Here is a 17,659-nt window from a genome sequence, read left to right as displayed (position 1 = left end):
GCAACCTATACCGATAATAGCGGTTTTAATGAAAGCCCGAGCTCTAATGAGATCACAGCTGCAACCAATGTTGTCGCGACGGTGTCGATAACTGGCGATACCAGTATCGGCTCAGAGCTGACGGCAACGGTCAGCGACAGCAATGGCTTTGATGTTAACTCAGTCAGTTACCAGTGGTATCGCGATGGGGTGGTCATTAATGGTGCGACTTCGGATAAATACACCCTAGTGGCCGCCGATGGTGGAGCGGCCATTAGCGTGCAAGCCAGTTTTACCGATAATGATGGTTTTAATGAGAGTCCGACTTCAGCTGCAATAAACCCAGTAAATTCCGCTCCGACGATAGTTATTGATTCAGTGAGTAGCTTTACCGAAGACAGTGGTCATAATGTTGGTGATACGGTGGCGACCTTTACCACCAGTGATGCTGATGGCGATGCCGTCACCGTAACCTTATCCGATACCACCCATTACGCCTTAGATGCGGCCAATGGCAAGGTAACCCTGACTCAAGCTGGCCTTGATAAAGTCAATGCCGGTGAAGAGTTGCCAGCGTTCACACTGACTCCAAGTGACGCAACCGAGTCTGGTGAAGCCAAGTCTGCCGATCCAAGTGTTGCAGCGGTGAATGATAAGCCAGAGCTGACCATAGACACAGTTAATAGCTTTACCGAAGACAGTGGCCATGCGGTAGGTGATACGGTTGCGACCTTTAGCACTTCTGATGCTGATGGTAATGAAGTATCTGTAGCCTTATCAGACACCACTCACTACGCACTTGATGCCGTGAGTGGCAAGGTAACTCTGACTCAAGCGGGCTTAGATAAAGTCAACGCCGGTGAAGAGCTACCAGCGTTTAGCCTAACCCCAAGTGATGCAACCGAGTCTGGTGAGGCCAAGTCTGCCGATCCAAGTGTTGCTCAGGTGAATGATAAGCCAGAGCTAACGATTGATAGTGTAAGCAGCTTTACCGAGGACAGTGGTCATAATGTTGGCGATACGGTGGCAACCTTTAGCACTTCTGATGCCGACGGGGATGAAGTAAGCGTGACCTTATCGGATACCACTCACTACGCACTCGATGTCGTTAATGGCAAGGTAACCCTAACCCAAGCTGGCCTTGATAAAGTTAACGCCGGTGAAGAGTTGCCAGCCTTTAGTCTAACCCCAAGTGATGCTTCTGAATCTGGTGACGCCAAGTCTGCGGATCCAAGTGTTGCCCAGGTGAATGATAAGCCTGAGTTGACCATAGACACAGTTAATAGCTTTACCGAAGACAGTGGTCATAATGTTGGCGATACGGTGGCAACCTTTAGCACTTCTGATGCTGACGGTGATCAAGTTACCGTGACGCTATCCGACACCACTCACTACGCCTTAGATGTTGCCAATGGCAAAGTAACTCTGACTCAAGCGGGCCTTGATAAAGTCAATGCCGGGGAAGAGTTGCCAGCCTTTAGCCTAACCCCAAGTGATGCTTCTGAATCTGGTGACGCCAAGTCTGCGGTACCAAGCGTTGCCCAGGTGAATGATAAGCCTGAGCTGACCATAGACACAGTTAATAGCTTTACCGAAGACAGTGGTCATAATGTTGGTGATACGGTGGCGACCTTTACCACCAGTGATGCTGATGGCGATGGTGATGAGGTATCAGTTACCTTATCCGACACCACCCATTACGCCTTAGATGCGGCCAATGGCAAGGTAACCCTAACCCAAGCAGGCCTTGATAAAGTCAATGCCGGGGAAGAGCTGCCTGCGTTTAGCCTAACCCCAAGTGACGCCATCGAGTCTGGTGACGCTAAGTCTGCCGATCCAAGTGTTGCTCAGGTGAATGATAAGCCTGAACTAACGATTGATAGTGTAAATAGCTTTACCGAAGACAGTGGTCATAATGTTGGCGATACCGTTGCTACCTTTACCACCAGTGATGCTGATGGCGATGCAGTCACCGTAACCTTATCCGATACCACCCATTACGCCTTAGATGTTGCCAATGGCAAAGTAACCCTAACCCAAGCTGGCCTTGATAAAGTCAATGCCGGGGAAGAGCTGCCTGCGTTTAGCCTAACCCCAAGTGATGCTTCTGAATCTGGTGACGCCAAGTCTGCAGATCCTATCGTTTACCTTAATAATGATGCACCGATAGCGATTAATGATGGCGCAGAACAGTCGATTGAATTGGATGAAGATAGCCAGATAGCAATTGATATCCTGGCCAATGATTCAGATGAAGAAACTGAGCTTAACCCAGCATCCATTATCATTACGGTAGCGCCTCAATTTGGTAGCGTCAGCATTGATACTGATACAGGTATTGTCACTTATACTCCAAATAAAGACTATTTCGGCGATGATAGCTTTAGCTATACGGTTCAAGATACCCAAGAGCAGGTCTCTAACCAGGCTGAGGTCTTTATTAGTGTTGCAGCTATAGAAGATGCGCCTATTGCGGTTAATGATGTGATTGAGCTAAATGAAGATACAGAAGTTAACTTTGCTATTTTGGCCAATGACACAGATGTTGATAGTGACTTTGATCTAGAGTCGGTGGCGTTTGTAAATATACCTGAAGATCTTATGGTGGTATTAAACGAAGATGGCAGCATTACTGTCTCAGCGCTGACTAACATCAATGGTACCTTTAGCTTTGATTATATTGTCTATGATCTACAGGGTAATCCATCCAATAGCGCCCAGGTTAGCGTGATCATTAACGCGGATCCGGATGCCCCTATTGCCAATGACGACAGCTTCCAAATTGAAGAAGATGTCGCCTTAGAAGTGGCGTTATCAGAGCTACTCGCTAACGATAGCGATCTGGACTTTATGGGACTTGATGCTGCTAGCTTTACTATTACGCAGCAGCCACAGCATGGCACTGTGGCAGTCATTGATGAACAGTTAACTTATCAAGCTGAAACTAACAATAATGCTGATGTTAGCTTTAGTTATCAGATACAAAGTAATAATGGGCTTTGGTCTAATATTGCCACTGTGACTATCGCAATCAGTCCAGTTAATGATGCGCCAATTGCCATTGATGATACTCAGTTGTTAGAAGAAGATGGCACCATTGATATAAATATTGTTGCTAATGATTATGATATTGATAGTCAGCTTGACCTAAGTTCTTTAGAAATTCTTCAGCAGCCTTTATATGGCACAGTGTCCATATTAAATGATGGTTTAATCAGATACCGCGCCAATGAAAACTATTTTGGTGATGATGAGCTGAGCTATCGAGTTGCCGATGAGCAAGGACTGTGGTCTAACGCTGCTATGGTGAAACTGTCTATTAGCTCTGTAAACGACGCGCCAATCGCAGTTGATGATAACTTTACCATTGCTGAAGATGAGTCGGTGTTATTAACTCTATTGGTTAATGATAGTGACCAGGATGGTTCTCTTGATCATTTAGCTATTGAGTTTGAAGGAGAGCAGAGCCTAGGCGGTTTATCTGAAGTTAATGGACTATGGACATACAGTACCAGTAATAATGCCCACGGTACTGAAGTGTTTAATTACCGAGTGAAAGACAATCAGGGTGAGTGGTCAAACTGGGCCAGCATCAGTATTGAAATTACTCCGGTTAATGATGCGCCGACGGCTAATGATCTTCGTTTTGAGGTAAATGAAGGTGAATCACTAGCCGAAGCCATTAATGAGTTTGTTGATGATATTGATGGGGATAACTTAACCTTTACCTTAGTTAATCTGCCTACGGTTGGCCAAGCATCCTTGTCAGAGAGTGGCGAGCTGATTTATAGCCATGATGGCTCAGAACAACATTTAGTTTGTTTTGATTATAAGGTCAATGATGGTCAGCTCGATTCTAATAGTAGTCAGATTTGTATTGATGTTATTGCAGTGAACGATCCGCCTATCGCCTTGGATGATAACTATCAGATCAATGAAGATACCAGTCTTTCTCTAACTGTGGCAGATAACGATAGTGATCCTGAGCAGCAATTGCTGACTATCGCTAGTGTTAATGCTGCCAGTCTTGGACAAGTGAGTATTGTTGATGGTCAAATCCTGTATGTGGCCAATACTAATGCCTTCGGCACAGACAGCTTTGTCTACCAAATTGTTGATGAAGAAGGGCTATCCGCGACTGCAACCGTCACAGTGGAGATATTAGCGGTTAATGACTTACCAGTAGCCTTAGACGACCGTTACCAAACCAACGAAGATATCCAGCTGGTGATAAACCCAATCGAGAATGACAGTGATGTCGATGGTGATGGCTTGTTGCTTACTTGGTTAGATAATCCGCTAAATGGTGAGATAAGCCGAAGTGGAGGTGGCTTATGGCTGTATCAACCTGCTGCGAATTATGTGGGTCAAGAAAGTCTTGCTTATCAGATTGTTGATGCCGAAGGTGCGCTAGCTAATGCAACCGTAGAGATTATCATTAATCCTGTTAATGATGCGCCAGTGGCTGTGGATGATTATTCGGCTACGGATATCCGAACTGTGGTTTCAACTAATGTTCTGGCTAACGACTTTGATGTAGATAACGATGAACTAATTATTGAGTCTGCATCGGCTTCTATTGGAAGCATTACGATTAATGCTGATGGCAGTTTGAGTTATCAGCCTAGCGTAGACAGCCTAGGGCAAGTGAGTGTTAATTATGCCATCGTTGATCAAAATGGTGGAGCCGCAAATGCTACTTGGTATATTGATGTGGCGGCTAGTAACCTGCCACCCGTAGCTGTCGATGATGAAACTGTGGTTGATGCAGGTGCCATATTAGTGACGGTAGATGTGTTGGCTAATGACTCAGATCCAGATGGTGATTCATTAACTTTGGTTAATGCCAGCAGTACTTCGGGTGAAGTAACGGTTGAAAATCAACAGATCAGCTATCGTTTTGATAGCGAGTTTAATGGCTTCGCTGAGGTTGAGTATTTAATTGAAGACGGATTTGGTGGTAGCGATAAAGCCTCATTATTTATTTACTCTGAAGATGCCTTAAAACCGATAGTTAGTGCCCCTGAGCCGACATGGGTTGATGCAACAGGGCTATTCACCAAAGTTGATTTAGGTACCGCAACCGCCGTTGACCGCTATGGCAATCCGTTGCCAGTGAGCCTTGTCGATGGGGTGCCTTTCTATCAACCTGGTGCTAATACCGCCTATTGGGAAGCGTGTGATGAAGAAGGCCGATGTGGTCGAGCACCACAGAAAGTTTATGTTCGGCCATTGGTTTCTATTGCTAAGGATAACTTAATCCTTGAAGGTCAAAGCGCTAAAGTCGAGGTGGTGCTTAACGGTAATCACTTTGACTACCCAGTGATTGTTGGTTACCAAGTGTCAGGATCGGCAACTGCAGAGGATCATGATCTTGTTGAAGGTGAAATTAGCATTACTTCAGGATCAACTGGTTGGATTGAATTTAATACCACTGCTGACGATGTGGATGACAGTGGCGAAACCTTAATTATTACTCTTAAAGATTCGCAAAACCTAGGGGTATTTAAAGAGCATACCTCAACCATTTTAGAGGGTAATTTGCCTCCAGAGGTTGAATTAGTGGGTCAGCAAGACGGTAATAATCGTTTATTAGCCAGTCAGCTTGATGGTGAATTTACCATTAATGCATTAGTTATTGATCCAAATTCAGAAGATACTCATCAGTTAAACTGGACCATACCAGAGAGTATTAATTATGTTGAAAGTGGTAACACCATAAGCTTTGAGCCGAGTGAGTTGGCTGTTGGTTTATACAGCTTCTCTGTGGAAGTTTCTGATAACCAAGGTGCAAGTGATATCGACACCATTTTGGTTGCAGTAACCGATGCCGATGAAGCTAACTTAGCGAATCTTGATGCTGATGGGGATTTATTGTCTGATTCAACCGAAGGTTTTAAAGACAGTGATTTTGATGGAATTGCAGATTATCTCGATCAAATGACCGATGAGTGTAATGTGTTACCTGCAAGCGTTGATAATTGGGATGGATTTATTCTTGAGGCAAGCCCTTCGGTTTGTCTTCGTACAGGGGTTTATTCTACCCAAGGCAGTACCGGTGGCTCACAAATTACCGATATCGAAATCAATAAACCAAATGATGATCTTAATCCTGATACTCAGGCTGTGAATATTGGTGGTTTATTTGATTTTATCGCTTATAAATTGGCAGAACCAGGCCAAGATATATTTGTGGTAATGCCACAGCGAAACGCAATTCCTGAAAATGCGGTTTATCGAAAACATTCTCCACAGCACGGCTGGTATAGTATTGATGAGCCGGGCATTGTATTTTCAACTCAGGGGGAACCAGGATTTTGTCCTCCGCCTGGCACAGCTGAATGGACTGAAGGTCTTACCGTTGGACATTGGTGTGTAAAACTTAAGTTACAAGATGGAACAAAATACGATGATGATGGCCTCGTAAATGGTGTGATCTACGATCCAGGTGGTGTTGGTGTGTTACTGACAGATAATACTTTTCCAATTGCTCAGAATGATGAATATCGAGTGAAAGTCGGACAAACCATTATTCTCGATGTTTTACAAAACGACAGTGATTCTGATGGTGATAATCTGATGATCTCAAGTATGTCAAATACGAATGCTAGCAAGCAGATCATTAACGATAGTCAAATTGAATACACAGCAACAAATCAGAGCGAGAACTTTATTTATTCTCTAAGTGATGGGAAGGGGGGCAGTAGTTCAGCTAGAGTGCAGATAAGTGTTTACTACAATAACCCACCGAACGCTCGAGATGATAAAGCCTCTACTCAAATGGATAAGCAAGTGGAAATTGTGGTTTTAAATAATGACAATGATATTGATAGCGATGAACTACAAATTGTCTCAACCACAACTGAAGATGGTATTGTCCAGGTCCAATCAGGGAAAATTATCTTTACCCCAAATACTAACTTTGTTGGCACTGCTCATATCAGTTACAAAATTACCGATGGCTTTGGAGAGTTTGCACAAGCTAATGTTGAAGTAACGGTCACCGCTGAACAAAGCATTGAAACATCAGGTGGTAATATATCGCTGCTGATGTTAGGGACATTATTATTGGCATTTATGAGAAAGTTAAGGCTTAGCCTTGGGTTAGTGAGTTTATCTTTGCTGTTAACTATTAAAGTTAACGCACAGCAACAAAGCTTATCTCCTTGGTTTATTCAAGGGGAAGCCAATTGGGTATATTCCCATGTCGATCATAATGAATTAAATAATGATTTTGTAAACGTAGGTATCCAGGCTAACTCAATTTCTCTGAAAAAAAGTCGACTTGGCTATGGTTTGGGCTTAGGTTATTACTTATCAGACGCCTGGTTTATGCAAGCTGGTTGGCTTGATTTAGGCGAAGTCGAGTTTAGGTTTTCTGGACAATTTTCAAACACTCAACAATTCTATGATCGGGCAGAGCATATCTATCCAGAATCAGGACATGGACCATATATACAAATTGGCCGTACATTTCGGTTTAACCAACAATGGACATTAGATGCTAGATTAGGGCTATTATCTTGGTCTGGGAATTACCAAACAATACCAGAATCTGGCCCTGGTTCAGGTCAAGACAAACCATCTGAAAATTCAGCTTTATATCACTTAAATTTAAACTATAACTTGAACAGCAATTGGAAGGTTGGAGCACAGTTGGCGCGAGTTGAATTTTCTAACTATCCATTGACCCAAATTGGACTTACCAGTAGCTACCGCTTTGGTAGCAATAAACCCCAACGGGTTGCTAAAGTTAAACCAGTCATGCTACAGGCACAGCCAGTGGTTGTTGAGCCGAAAACTGAGGTGGCGTTAGTGATGCCAATAGACAGCTATATCTTATTTGAACATGATAAATATAAGCTCACAGAAAAGCATCGAAGTAAACTGATCCAATTGGTAAATTGGCTTAAAGAGAATGGATTCAAACAAATTAAGTTACAGGCTTATGCCTCAAAAGTTGGCACAAAGGAATATAATCAAGCTTTATCTGAGCGACGTCTTGCCAGCGTTATGAGTTACCTAGAACAAAGACAGATAAAAGCCATTATTAATGGAATCGCTTTTGGAGAAGTTGAATTAGAAGATGATTTCGGTGGTGCACTATACCAAAGGCGTGTCTCTATATCTCTATTAAATAATGGGGATTTAGAGCTGGAAAAAACTGCCTCTAACTAGTCTTATTGAAAATGTCTTGCTACACTGCGCCTCCATTGTGGAGGCGCTTGTGTTTGAATTCGAATTTAAATTAGATCAAAAATATTTAGAGCAATGTTTCGATGAATCATTGCCTTATACCAAAAGCGATAAGAATCGCTACATCTTTGCTGGCACCGTATTTAGTGTTGGTATGTTATTACTGTTATTTGCTGGTCAATATGGACACACGGCGTTTATTTTGATGGGCCTTGCTTGTGTTGAACTATTAAGTATTCGCTTTAAGCGCACCTGGTGGCTATGGCGACAGAAAATGGGGAAAAGCTACCGTACAACGGTGACATTAACCATCGATGAAGATGGTGTTGCCAGCCAAACAGTGCATGGTAAGCAGCGGTTAACATGGTCAGATATCATTAAAGTAGAGCAAACCAATCAGGGTTTTCTACTATTCAAAGAAAAAGGCGCACCTTTCTTTATCGCCTCTGAGCATATCAACCAACAAGCCAGCGACTATCTCGCCAACAAATAACACTAAAGGGAGCACTGCTCCCTTTTTATTTCAAGTACTCTAGCCTTTAAATTGATAACCGCTTCTATCGGCTTCAAACACTTGCAAGTAAGACAACCAAAAGGCTTCTAACTGATTGGCTTCTTTAATTAATCCTAATTCCTTACAAAGTTGTATCGCTACTTCATAGGTACATAGATTGCCTTCAGCTTGGTTAGCCCTAAGGCAATAGGCAGAAGCCTGTTGTGGCTTGAGTGTTATCTTGGGAAGATGATGCAGGTAAGGCGATTGGCGATAAATTTTGGCTGCTTCCTGCCAAGTTCCATCCAAAATAATGAAATGCTTTACGTCCTGTGCTTCGCTTAAGCAGATCGCATCTTCACTTGGGTAGACTAACGCAAATTGGTCAGGACATGCTGCTATTTGCTGAGTCAGTTCAGCGCATGGTGGTTTGCGTTGCCATTGGTGCACATTGGCAGCAATAGAATCTCTGAGTAATAAACCTGTATTGGTACGACGTTTAAACTCATTACTATGCAGCAGCAGTTCCAGCTGGATGTCGGTGGTAAGGTTTGGTTGCAGCTGGCAGATACAGTTGTGATGTAAACGGCAGCGGGGGCAAGATAAAGTCAGCATTAATAAAAAAGCAGGCTAAGCCTGCTTGAATACCCATTTATTACTGAAAAAGTAATTAAATAGCATGCCAACTAAGATCCCAGCTACTAGAGCAAAGTAGGGGGCAAGCACATCATTTGGTAATAACCAAATGAGCAGGCTAAATACCAGAAAATTTGGAATTGCCGCAAAGCAAGCAACCGAAAAGAACTTAACCCATTGCTTTAGCTTTGAGGTTTTCTCGGCTTTATTGAAGGTGAAAATTCGATTTCCCCACCAAGTAAAGGTGGCGGCAACGACAAAGGCTATTGCCCTTGCAACACCAAGGGAAAAGCCTAAAAGCTCGAGTAGTAGCGAGAAAACGATCAAATCAACAATAAACCCTCCGCCGCCAACAATGGCGAAACGGAAGAGTTTATGATTAAGCAAAGCTTGCATTATTTAACGCTATTTGGGTGACACATAAACATCACGCGATCACCATTGCGTTTTAACTCATCACACTGGTGTGGTAATTTCGTGATCACTTCGTCAAAACCCCAGCTGCCGACAAACAAAATATAATCTTTTGTTTGCTGCTCAAGCTCAGTCACATAATGTATTGGCGCGCCAAATACTTCGTTATTTTTAGCTAAATTTTCAGGAACTTTACCTTGCTCATGGAGCTCGATGGCTTTGCCTTTGGTGTAATATTGACCTGAGAACGGACGTTTGCCCCAGTAGAAAACTTCAGTATTGTCAATGTTCACATCTTCGAAGAAGAATTTATCAGATTTCTCATCAGCACGGCCATTATTTAATACCAGCAAAGCTATTGTGATGAGCACTGGTGTAATTAATGCGGTTGGAATGACCCACTTTTGCCCCGAGTCTTTAGTCAGGCTTGCACATAGCAATGCTAGAGCTGGAATACCTGGTAACACATAGGCGGGTAAAATGTTACCGGCAAATGTAAACAGAATTAATGGGCTAATCATCCACCAAATGAGAAAACTTAACCAGCCTGCCGGCATATTTTGTTGCAGTTGCGCTTTACGCTTGTAAAACAAAATGGGCAGAGCGGCAGACCAAGGTAGCGCACTGTAGAGCCAAAATAACCAAATTTTACCCTTTGCTTCTGAGTGAGCACTGCCGTATAGGTCGCCTTCCCAACCACTTACCACAAAGCGAAGGTAATGCTCACCAACAATAAAGTATTCAATAAATCCTGGTGTCGCTTGTTCAGCGATTAGGTACCAAGGCACGGCAATTAACGCCATAAGAGCAGTACCGCTAATGAGCGGGAAACGTTTCCATAGTTCAACAAAAGCGCCAATAACCCCATGTTGAATCACCATCCATGGGAACACGGCAATGCCCATTAATACGATGATAAGTGGCCCCTTGGCTAATAAACCAATAGCTAGGCCAACAAAGGCTAAGTAGCCCCATTTGTATTGTCCTTGCCAACCTAGGTAAAAGCCAACCATGGCTAGGGTCATGCCTAGGGTTAGCAGCATATCAGTCATTACTGCGCCCGAGGCAATCATGAAAATGGCAGTACTGGCCAGCATGACCGCCGTTAGCATGGCGTTTATGCCTTGCTTTGATGCCACATAAAAAGTAAGTGCTAAGGTGGCAATACCTGCTAACCAGTGTGGAAAGCGTACCGCAAACTCATTATCACCAAAAATAGTGATCCCTAGGGCGCTGGCCCAGGTGTGCAGAGGCGGCTTGCCCCAAAACCAGACGTTATAGTCAAACTGTGGGGTTAACCAGTTGCCGGTATCGACCATTAGGCGAGCCATTTCGCCATAACGGGCTTCGGTGGTATCCATCAGTGGATACAAGCCTAAAGAAATTAGGCGTACAGCTATAATAGCTAATAATAATTGCCATAAAAGACGAGGACTCAGTGTCATTTATTGGTTTCCTTTACCATCGGTTGATGAGTTATCTTTAATTATAGTTTTATCTATCAAGTAATTGGGTCTTGCTTTTACTTCCACAAAAACTCGACCTAGGTATTCACCTAAGATACCTATCGCTAGCAGCTGTACACCACCTAAACCTAAAATAGCGACCATTAATGATGGATAGCCGGCCACTGTCTCACCAAATAACATGGTTTTAAGTACAATCCATACTCCATAAACGAAAGCCGATAACGCAACGATGGAACCCGCCCAACTGGCTAGACGCAGCGGTTTAGTACTGAATGCGGTAATGCCATCAATCGCTAATCCAAATAATTTGCCATAGTTCCATTTGGTTTCCCCCGCGAGACGAGGGTCACGTTCAAATTGGACGGTAGTTTGGTTAAAGCCAGGCCATGATAGCAGCCCTTTCATGTAGCGATTTTTCTCAGGTAACGCATTAATATGTTCAATGACACGGCGGCTTAGCAATCTAAAGTCGCCCACATTTTGTGGAATAGGGGTTTCTGAAAGATGCCCCATTACTTTGTAGAACATATTAGCGGTAAATTTCTTTAGGGCAGTTTCCCCTTGACGAGAACTGCGTTGCATATTCACCACATCAAATCCTTGGCGCCACTTTTCAACCATTTCCCCGATGAGCTCTGGTGGATCTTGTAAATCGGCGTCAATTAAAATGACCGCTTGGCCACGCACTTGAGCAAGGCCTGCGCTCATTGCCGCTTCTTTGCCAAAATTACGAGACAGTTGCACCACTTGGATATCAATCTGATCGGCACTAAGGGCAAATATTTTGTCTAACGTGCCATCTTTAGAGCCATCATCAATAAAGATAGCTTCACTGCGACCATCGAGGTTTTTAACGCTGTCGACTAGGCGAGCAAAAAATTGGTCAATTACTTCTTCTTCGTTGTAGCAAGGAACAATCACGGAAAGCAAAATAGCCGATTGTTCGGTCGCAGGGGTAGCTGTCATGGTAAATACTCTTAAGCCAAAGCAAGCTTTAGTCGTTATTAAATCATACAAATAAGTGCGACATTATATACCAATTTATAAAGGAAAACTGTCCTATCCCTGATAGCAGATAAAATATTGTTATTTTGTTCCTGTTTGCGTATATATAGTATTTTAAATTTAACGAATTCAGTCAATTAAGGAGCTGCAATGGAAGAGTTTAAAAGTTTTAAAGAGTTTTATCCTTTTTACCTGTCACAACATCAAGATTGCTATTGTCGAGCGCTCCACTTTATTGGTTCATTATTAGTGATTGCGGTTTTACTGGTGGCGTTTATCACCTTGAATGCGTATTGGCTAATTGCTGCGCCCGTTGTCGGTTATGGCTTTGCGTGGGTAGGGCATTTCTATTTTGAAAAGAATAAGCCAGCAACTTTTAAATACCCATGGTATAGCTTTTTAGGTGACTGGGTGATGTTTAAAGATATTTTATTAGGTCGTCTAAAATAAATGTTAACTAGCGACAAAAAACGCACCTTTAGAGGTGCGTTTTTTTTATTGGGTTTGTTTATTCGAAGGTTGCCCAGATAGGCGCATGATCCGAAGGCTTCTCAATGCCCCGCAGTTCATAGTCGACATCGGATTCAGTCAGTCGTGGCAGTAATGACTCAGTGGCCAGTACCACATCAATACGCAGACCACGGTTGTCATCAAATCCTTTAGAACGATAATCAAACCAAGAGTACACCTCAGTCGTATCGGGCTTTAGGTGGCGGAAGGTATCCGTCAGACCCCAACTTTGCAATCTGGCTAACCATTCACGCTCAATCGGTTGGAATGAACACTTGCCGGTTTTCAGCCAACGCTTAGCGTTAGGTTCACCAATACCAATGTCTAAATCAATCGGGCTAATGTTAATGTCACCCATGACGATGACATCATCTTGATTAGATAAGTGATTGTTTAAATAGTCTTGTAAATCCTCATAAAATTTCTTTTTATAAGGAAATTTAGTTTCATGGTTAATGTTATCACCTTGAGGAAAATAACCATTTAATACAGTAAGAACACGACCATTATCTTGGTTAAACTTACCAATGATCATACGGCGCTGGGCATCTTCAGGATCCGTTGGAAAGCCTTTCTCAATGGTAATCGGCTCGGCTTTAGAGAGCATAGCAACCCCATAATGGGCCTTACCACCATGAAAATGAACCTTATATCCCATGGCTTCTACTGCTTCAAATGGGAAAGCCTCATCGTGAACTTTGGTTTCTTGTAGGCCGATGATGTCAGGTTGATGTTTGTCTATCAGCGCTTGCAGTTGATGCAAACGTGCCCGTAAGCCGTTAATGTTAAATGAAATAACTTTCATTAAAATACCTTTTTAAATGGCTTAACGATTACATTTTCATATACCCCAGCGGTAACGTATGGGTCGTTGTCTGCCCATAATTTAGCATCAATTAGGCTTTCAAATTGCGCCACAACTAATGAGCCGGTAAAGCCCGCTTGACCTGGATCTTCTGAATCAATGGCTGGGTGAGGACCAGCAATTAATAAACGGTCAGCATCAGCTAATGTCTGCAAACGCGCTAAGTGAGCTGGGCGGGCGGCTAAACGAGCTTCTAAAGAACCTTCAACGTCGGTTGCACTGATCATATACCACATTAGTTGTTTTCCTTATTTTTTGGCATGTGTTTAAACAAGTAGACTACGGTCGCAATGGTGTAGGCGAAGGTTAATCCCGTTAACCAAAACACTTTAAAGTTTACCCAAGCATCCATAGAAAAGTTATAGGCAATATAAATGTTTAAACCAGCCAGTACAACGAAATAGGCTACCCATGCATGGTTAACTTTGGCCCAAATTTGATCATCGACTTGAATTTCTTTACCTAACATGGCTTTTAAGGCTGGTTTACCCATACGATCGGCAATAAATAGCCCCGCGGCGAAAATAAGATACACAATGGTCACTTTCCATTTAATAAAGTTGTCATCTTGTAGTGCCATGGTTAGGCCACCAAAGATCACGATTAATGCAAAGCTGATTAAGTGCATTTTTTCAATGGTTTTATAGAGTAAATAACTCAGGCCAATTTGTATGGCGGTAGCTGCAATGAGTGCTCCAGTAGCCATATATACATCGTAGTTTTTATAAATAAAAAAGAAAATTAACAAAGGTAAGAAGTCTAACAACTGCTTCATAACTGGGTTCCTGTGTAAAAAAGCTCAATTCTGATAACCTTATCGAATTGAGCTAGCAATAGTGATTTTATAATGCGCGGTTTAATATACGTTCTACCACGTCTAATGTCACCATCTGGTCTTCACCAAGGGCGGTCATACCATGGCCTTTTAGTCTTTGGATGATATCTGGGATGTGTGATTCGTCTAAATTAGCGTCACTTAAACAAATTGGCGCGCCCAGTTGCTTAAAGAACTGCTCCATTTTGGTAATTGCTGCTGCAATCTTTTGATCATCGGTGCCATCGGTAATATTCCATACTCGCTCGGCAAACTGCAGCAGCTTAGCTTGCTTTACTTGTTGGCGCTCGCGCAACATAGAAGGCAGCAGGATAGACAAACTGCGGGCATGGTCAATACCGTATGCAGCGGTTAATTCATGGCCTATCATATGGGTTGACCAATCGTGAGGCACGCCTGTGCCAATGAGGCCATTAAGGGCCATAGTGGCGCTGAACATCAGGTTGGCACGCACCTCAAGATCATTTTTGTGCTCGGCGCTGATCACTTTTTGTCCCTCTTCAATAAGGGTCAGCAGCAATCCTTCGGCAAATCTGTCTTGTACCTTGGCGTTAACTGGGTAGGTGAGATATTGCTCAATGACATGAACAAACGCATCCACCACGCCATTGCTAATTTGCCTGTCCGTTAGGCTTAGGGTCACGCTTGGGTCGAGCACCGCAAATTGAGGACGTAGGATAGGGTTAAATAAACCAAATTTATCCTCACCTCGACTGACAACCGTTGCCGGATTGGTTTCAGAACCTGTGGCTGCTAGGGTTAATACTACACCCATCGGCACCACTGCAGTAACGGCTGCTTTTTGAATCATAAGATCCCAAGGATCTTGCCCATCAAACTTTAATGCGGCACTAATAAATTTACAGCCGTCAATCACTGAACCGCCACCCACCGCAAGAATGTAATCAACCTGTTGGGCTTTAGCTAAGGCCACCCCTTGCATTAGGGTGTCATATTGGGGGTTGGCTTCAATACCCGAAAACTCAACCACTTGGTGAGCGCTTAAGGCTTGGGTAACTTGCTGGTAAATACCGTTATTTTTAATCGAACCGCCACCGTAAACCAACAGCACTTTAGCGCTTTGGGGGATGTCGTGTTGAATTTGACTGATTTGGCCTTCACCAAAATGCACCTTGGTAAAGTTGTGGAAGGTAAAGTTGAACACTTGCTGGTCTCTTATGCTTTATATTTGGGGCAAGTGTAGGGCTAACAAATCAGATTTGCTAGCCCCAAAAAGTAACTGAGTGTAATTCTAAGCTTTAGTGGCTTGTTTCATAGCACTAATAAAGGCTGCTAATTCGTTGAGTAACTGAGACTGATTGTCTTTATTCGCTTCAATAATTTTTACCACAGCCGAGCCTGAAATTGCCCCCGCCGCACCTTTAGTAATGGCGGTTTGTACTTGTTCAGGATTAGAAATGCCAAAGCCAAGGACGCTAGGGGCCGCGCCAAGCTGATTAAGTAACTCAAGTTGAGCTTCAAACTCTAAGCCGGCATCACTGTGGGTACCGGTTACTCCTGCACGGCTTAGCAGATAAGTATAGCCCTTACCGTATTGCGCCACTTTTTCAAGGGTGTCTTGGGTGGCCTGTGGTGGCGCAATAAAGATAGGCGCCACATCATGTTTATTGGCGCTGTCTCTAAAATCCTTAGATTCATGTAAAGGCACGTCGGCTACTAAAACAGAATCCACGCCCACTTGCTGACACTGGGCGTAAAAGCCATCAATGTCTTTGGCGTACACTAAATTGGCATACACTAACAGACCAATTGGTAGTTGTGGATATAGAGCTCTTACTTTAGCAATTAGCGCAAAGCAATCGTCCGGTGTCACCCCGGCATTAAGGGCGCGTAGATTTGCCCCTTGGATCACTGGACCATCAGCCGCCGGATCAGAAAACGGAAAACCTAATTCTAGGGCGTCGGCACCATTTTCAACCAGAGTCTTAATGATCTCTAATGACGCTTCTAAGCCAGGATCGCCAATGGTCACAAAAGGAATAAAGGCACCTTCATTGTTCGCACTAAGCTCAGTAAATAATTGTTGATAGCGACTCATTACAGGGCTCCTTGCTTTTCTAAAATGTCGTGCACGGTGAAAATGTCTTTATCGCCACGGCCAGAAAGGTTAACCACAAAGATGCTGTCCTTAGGTGCGTCTTTGGCCTCTTTTAGGGCATAGGCAACGGCATGGGAAGATTCCAGCGCTGGAATGATCCCTTCGTTTTTGGCTAGGGCTTGGAAGGCCTCTAGGGCTTCATCGTCGGTAATGGATTCATAGCGAGCACGGCCAATATGTTGTAAGTAGGCATGCTGTGGTCCCACCGATGGGAAATCCAAGCCGGCAGAGACAGAATAAGACTCTTCAATTTGGCCATGGCTATCTTGCATTAATGGCGCTTTCATACCAAAGAAGATACCGGTTTTGGCATGCTTTAACGGCGCACCGTGCTGACCAGACTCAATGCCTAAGCCCGCAGGCTCAACTCCCACTAACTCTACAGACTCCTCATCAATAAAGTCAGCAAACATACCAATGGCGTTAGAGCCACCGCCCACACAGGCAAACACTCTATCGGGTAAACGGCCTTCTTTTGCAAGTACCTGAGCCTTAGTTTCTTCACCAATCATGCGTTGGAATTCTCGCACTATGGTTGGGAATGGATGTGGGCCCGCGGCAGTGCCTAATAGGTAATGGGCGGTTTTATAGTTGGCTGACCAATCACGCAGTGCTTCGTTACAGGCATCTTTTAAGGTGGCAGAACCACTGTGTACCGGAATGACTTCTGCGCCCATTAATTTCATCCGAAATACGTTCGGTGATTGGCGTTCAACATCTTTAGCACCCATATACACACGGCACTTTAATCCTAGTAGCGCACAGGCAAGGGCAGTAGCCACACCATGTTGACCTGCACCGGTTTCGGCGATGATTTCATTTTTACCCATACGTTTAGCCAGTAGTGCCTGACCAAGTACCTGGTTAGTTTTATGGGCCCCACCGTGCAGTAAGTCTTCACGTTTAAGGTAGATCTTGACGTCATCCCTTGGGCTAATATTACGACATAGGGTCAGTGCGGTTGGGCGCCCTGCGTATTCTTGTAATAGTTCAATAAACTCAGCATGAAAGCTTTCATCTGCTTGTGCATCAATAAAGGCTTGCTCGAGTTGATCAAGCGCTGGCATAAGTAATTGTGAAACAAATTGCCCACCGAATGGGCCGAAATAAGGATCAAGCTTGGCCATAAAATTAATTC

13 protein-coding genes are annotated in these 17,659 nt (G+C 43.6%); 3 read left to right on the top strand and 10 right to left on the bottom strand.

From position 1 onward, the window contains the following. Positions 1-81: 81 nt before the first annotated feature. Together GFB48_RS16510 and GFB48_RS16505 are read left to right on the top strand one after the other, a co-directional pair. Positions 82-8,157, top strand: coding sequence for an Ig-like domain-containing protein (locus GFB48_RS16510; RefSeq protein ID WP_205597752.1), 8,076 nt, complete (start codon positions 82-84; stop codon positions 8,155-8,157). Positions 8,158-8,206: 49 nt separating this feature from the next. After that, positions 8,207-8,668, top strand: coding sequence for a YcxB family protein (locus GFB48_RS16505; RefSeq protein ID WP_163938376.1), 462 nt, complete (start codon positions 8,207-8,209; stop codon positions 8,666-8,668). A 39-nt stretch (positions 8,669-8,707) separates the two neighbouring features. Here GFB48_RS16505 and GFB48_RS16500 read toward each other — a convergent pair whose 3' ends face one another. The 4 genes from GFB48_RS16500 to GFB48_RS16485 are packed head-to-tail and all read right to left on the bottom strand — an operon-like array spanning position 8,708 to position 12,153. Further along, positions 8,708-9,283 carry a tRNA-uridine aminocarboxypropyltransferase gene (locus tag GFB48_RS16500; RefSeq protein WP_163938374.1) on the bottom strand — a complete coding sequence of 192 codons (576 nt, stop codon included), beginning with the start codon at positions 9,281-9,283 and terminating at the stop codon, positions 8,708-8,710. Positions 9,284-9,298: 15 nt separating this feature from the next. Further along, the gene (locus GFB48_RS16495; RefSeq protein ID WP_163938372.1) at positions 9,299-9,700 is read right to left on the bottom strand and encodes a GtrA family protein; all 402 of its coding nucleotides are present in this window, start codon (positions 9,698-9,700) and stop codon (positions 9,299-9,301) included. After that, the gene (locus GFB48_RS16490; RefSeq protein ID WP_163938370.1) at positions 9,700-11,163 is read right to left on the bottom strand and encodes a glycosyltransferase family 39 protein; all 1,464 of its coding nucleotides are present in this window, start codon (positions 11,161-11,163) and stop codon (positions 9,700-9,702) included. Before GFB48_RS16490 ends, GFB48_RS16495 begins: the two co-directional genes overlap by 1 nt. Beyond that, the gene (locus GFB48_RS16485; RefSeq protein WP_163938367.1) at positions 11,164-12,153 is read right to left on the bottom strand and encodes a glycosyltransferase family 2 protein; all 990 of its coding nucleotides are present in this window, start codon (positions 12,151-12,153) and stop codon (positions 11,164-11,166) included. Positions 12,154-12,342: 189 nt separating this feature from the next. On the opposite strand from GFB48_RS16485, the gene GFB48_RS16480 reads away from it, so the two are divergent. Further along, positions 12,343-12,642, top strand: a complete 300-nt coding sequence (locus GFB48_RS16480; RefSeq protein ID WP_163938364.1) for a DUF962 domain-containing protein — start codon at positions 12,343-12,345, stop codon at positions 12,640-12,642. Between the two features lie 58 nt (positions 12,643-12,700). On the opposite strand, the gene xthA is transcribed toward GFB48_RS16480, so the two are convergent. The 6 genes from xthA to trpB form a co-directional block, all read right to left on the bottom strand. After that, positions 12,701-13,507 (bottom strand): exodeoxyribonuclease III, encoded by an 807-nt coding sequence (gene xthA / locus GFB48_RS16475; protein ID WP_163938361.1) that lies wholly within the window; start codon positions 13,505-13,507, stop codon positions 12,701-12,703. After that, a complete protein-coding gene (locus tag GFB48_RS16470) occupies positions 13,507-13,803 on the bottom strand; it encodes a YciI family protein (protein WP_163938359.1) in 297 nt (98 codons plus the stop codon). The genes xthA and GFB48_RS16470 overlap by 1 nt, the downstream gene beginning before the upstream one ends. Then, positions 13,803-14,342 carry a septation protein A gene (locus GFB48_RS16465; RefSeq protein WP_163938356.1) on the bottom strand — a complete coding sequence of 180 codons (540 nt, stop codon included), beginning with the start codon at positions 14,340-14,342 and terminating at the stop codon, positions 13,803-13,805. Before GFB48_RS16465 ends, GFB48_RS16470 begins: the two co-directional genes overlap by 1 nt. Before the next feature lie 67 nt (positions 14,343-14,409). Next, a complete protein-coding gene (locus tag GFB48_RS16460) occupies positions 14,410-15,567 on the bottom strand; it encodes an iron-containing alcohol dehydrogenase (RefSeq protein ID WP_163938353.1) in 1,158 nt (385 codons plus the stop codon). Between the two features lie 87 nt (positions 15,568-15,654). Further along, a complete protein-coding gene (gene trpA / locus GFB48_RS16455; RefSeq protein ID WP_163938350.1) occupies positions 15,655-16,461 on the bottom strand; it encodes a tryptophan synthase subunit alpha in 807 nt (268 codons plus the stop codon). Then, positions 16,461-17,648, bottom strand: coding sequence for a tryptophan synthase subunit beta (gene trpB / locus GFB48_RS16450; RefSeq protein ID WP_163938347.1), 1,188 nt, complete (start codon positions 17,646-17,648; stop codon positions 16,461-16,463). The genes trpA and trpB overlap by 1 nt, the downstream gene beginning before the upstream one ends. Positions 17,649-17,659 lie beyond the last annotated feature (11 nt).

The sequence above is a fragment of the Paraferrimonas sp. SM1919 genome (genome assembly GCF_010993985.1).
Lineage (GTDB): Bacteria > Pseudomonadota > Gammaproteobacteria > Enterobacterales > Shewanellaceae > SM1919.
This window is presented reverse-complemented; position numbering and strand designations above follow the sequence as displayed.

Bases quoted from the DNA above. Each gene is read 5' to 3' on its own strand.
- GFB48_RS16500 (WP_163938374.1), bottom strand. From the start codon at position 9,283: ATGCTGACTTTATCTTGCCCCCGCTGCCGTTTACATCACAACTGTATC.
- GFB48_RS16495 (WP_163938372.1), bottom strand. From the start codon at position 9,700: ATGCAAGCTTTGCTTAATCATAAACTCTTCCGTTTCGCCATTGTTGGC.
- GFB48_RS16490 (WP_163938370.1), bottom strand. From the start codon at position 11,163: ATGACACTGAGTCCTCGTCTTTTATGGCAATTATTATTAGCTATTATA.
- GFB48_RS16485 (WP_163938367.1), bottom strand. From the start codon at position 12,153: ATGACAGCTACCCCTGCGACCGAACAATCGGCTATTTTGCTTTCCGTG.
- GFB48_RS16480 (WP_163938364.1), top strand. From the start codon at position 12,343: ATGGAAGAGTTTAAAAGTTTTAAAGAGTTTTATCCTTTTTACCTGTCA.
- xthA (WP_163938361.1), bottom strand. From the start codon at position 13,507: ATGAAAGTTATTTCATTTAACATTAACGGCTTACGGGCACGTTTGCAT.
- GFB48_RS16470 (WP_163938359.1), bottom strand. From the start codon at position 13,803: ATGTGGTATATGATCAGTGCAACCGACGTTGAAGGTTCTTTAGAAGCT.
- GFB48_RS16465 (WP_163938356.1), bottom strand. From the start codon at position 14,342: ATGAAGCAGTTGTTAGACTTCTTACCTTTGTTAATTTTCTTTTTTATT.
- trpA (WP_163938350.1), bottom strand. From the start codon at position 16,461: ATGAGTCGCTATCAACAATTATTTACTGAGCTTAGTGCGAACAATGAA.
- trpB (WP_163938347.1), bottom strand. From the start codon at position 17,648: ATGGCCAAGCTTGATCCTTATTTCGGCCCATTCGGTGGGCAATTTGTT.